The organism is Streptomyces sp. NPDC093109 (assembly GCF_040701725.1).
Taxonomy (GTDB): Bacteria; Actinomycetota; Actinomycetes; order Streptomycetales; family Streptomycetaceae; genus Streptomyces.
Window position 1 is genome coordinate 1 of sequence record NZ_JBFBEZ010000111.1, and the last position, 2,167, is coordinate 2,167.

Below are 2,167 nucleotides of genomic sequence, written 5' to 3' on the forward strand. Positions count from 1 at the left end.
TGGACCCGTACGCGAACAAGGTGTTGCTTCCTGAGCCCGGTCTCGTTGACCTGGTATGGCGATCAAGGACGCGGTGCTGGCTCAACTCGCTTTTCGATTCGAGGTGTTGCTGCCGCACCTGAACGAGCGGCAGCGTCGACTCGCGCTCGCGACTGAGGCGAGATTGCTGGGCCGCGGCGGGGTGCGGGCCGTGGCCAGGATCGCCGGGGCGAGCGAGGGCACTGTACGCAAGGGCGTCTTCGAGCTGGAGGCGGGCGGCGAGTTGCTGGCGGAGGGTCGGATCCGTAGGCCGGGCGGCGGGCGCAAGACCGCGACCGAGCTGGATCCGGGGCTGCTGCCCGCCCTGTTGGGCCTGGTTGAGCCGGACGAACGCGGCGATCCGATGTCGCCGCTGCGCTGGACGACGAAGTCACTGCGGCGTCTCGCGGCGGAGCTCACGAGGCGAGGGCACCGTGTCTCGCCGGTGACCGTCGGCCGGCTTCTGCGGGAGAACGGCTTCAGCCTGCAGGCGAACGCCAAGACGCTGGAAGGAGACCAGCATCCGGATCGGGACACTCAGTTCCACTACATCAACGATCAGGTCAAGGTGTTCCAGGCCACGGGCGAGCCGGTGATCAGTGTCGACGCCAAGAAGAAGGAGATGCTCGGGCAGCTGCCGAACATTGGACGCGAGTGGCGGCCCAAGGGCGAGCCGGTCCAGGTCGAGGATCACAGCTTCTTCACCGGGCCGAAGGGCGAGACCGCGATCCCCTACGGCGTCTACGACCTGGCCGCTGACACCGGATGGGTCAGCGTCGGAGTCGATCACAACACCTCTGCCTTCGCCGTGGCCACGATCCGCCGCTGGTGGCAGGCCCGCGGTCAGCTCGACTACCCGGCCGCCACCCGGCTGCTGATCACCGCGGACGCGGGCGGCTCCAACAGCTACCGCTACCGCGCCTGGAAAGCGGAACTGGCCACGCTCGCCGCCGACACGGGGCTGGCGATCACGGTCTGCCACTTTCCGCCCGGCACCTCGAAATGGAACAAGATCGAGCACAGGCTCTTCTCCCACATCACCATGAACTGGCGCGGCAGGCCGCTGACCAGCCACGAAGTCATCGTGAACGCGATCGCCTCCACCACCACCCGCAGCGGACTGCGCGTCCAGGCCGAGCTCGACACCCGCTCCTACCCGCTCGGCGTCGCCATCAGCGAGGCCCGCATGAAAGCCCTGCCCCTGGAACCCCACAAAGCTCGCGGCAGCTGGAACTACACGCTCCACCCCGCTCCCCTGACCACCACGGAGCCAGCGCCGCCGGGAAGCGGGCCGACTGCAACGGTGCCGGGACGCAGAAAAGTCCTGGACCTGCTGGACGACCCCCGCCTGACCGGGATGAACGCAACCGAACTCGACGATGTGACGGCTCGGCTCGCCCCCGCCCAGGAGGCGGAACGCGAGCGGCGTTGCTTCCAGCAGCGGGGCGGACCACGTCGCAAGACGGCCTCCGACCACGGCAAGCCCCTCTTCACCGGCCGCGACCGCATCCTGCTGACCCTCCTCTACCTGCGTCAGGTCTGTCCGCAACGCGTCCTGGCGGAGATGCTGGAGGTCACCGACCGGGTCATCAGCCCGTTGATCACCGAGACCCGCCGCCTCATGAACGGCCACAAGGTCAAGGTGGAACCGACAACACTGCTGTTCACCGAGCCGGACCAACTGATCGGATTCCTCAGCACCGGGGCCATTCCCGCCCGAAGCCGCACCTCGCTGCCCAAAGAGCTCTGCGATCCGGCCCTGACCGGGATGAGCCGCACGGACCTGCAGGAACTCATCGAACGCCTCGCACCCCGCCAGGCCGCCCTCGTCGAGGGGCGCCGTCACACCCAGCGCGGCAGACCGCGCCAACCAGGCACCCGCGGCGGCGTGTTCGCCCAGAAGATCACCGACCCGGAACGTGTCCTGGCAACCGTCCTGTTCCACCGCCGCGTCTGCACCGGCGAAGTACTGGCCGAACTGTTCCAGGTGAACCGGAGCACCATCGGCAACGCCTTCCGCGACGTCCGCCCCCTCCTCGATGCGGACGGGTTCCACCTGCCACCAGCCCCGGTCAAGCACCACACCGCCGAATCCCTGCTCGCCTCCATCGCGACGACAAAACAGCCGAGTTGATTCTTTACGGGTCCA

1 protein-coding gene is annotated in these 2,167 nt (G+C 68.0%); it reads left to right on the plus strand.

The window, feature by feature from the left end; translation table 11 throughout:
• Positions 1-55: 55 nt before the first annotated feature.
• Positions 56-2,152, plus strand: coding sequence for an ISAzo13 family transposase (locus tag AB0389_RS37755; protein ID WP_366400116.1), 2,097 nt, complete (start codon positions 56-58; stop codon positions 2,150-2,152).
• Positions 2,153-2,167: the final 15 nt, after the last annotated feature.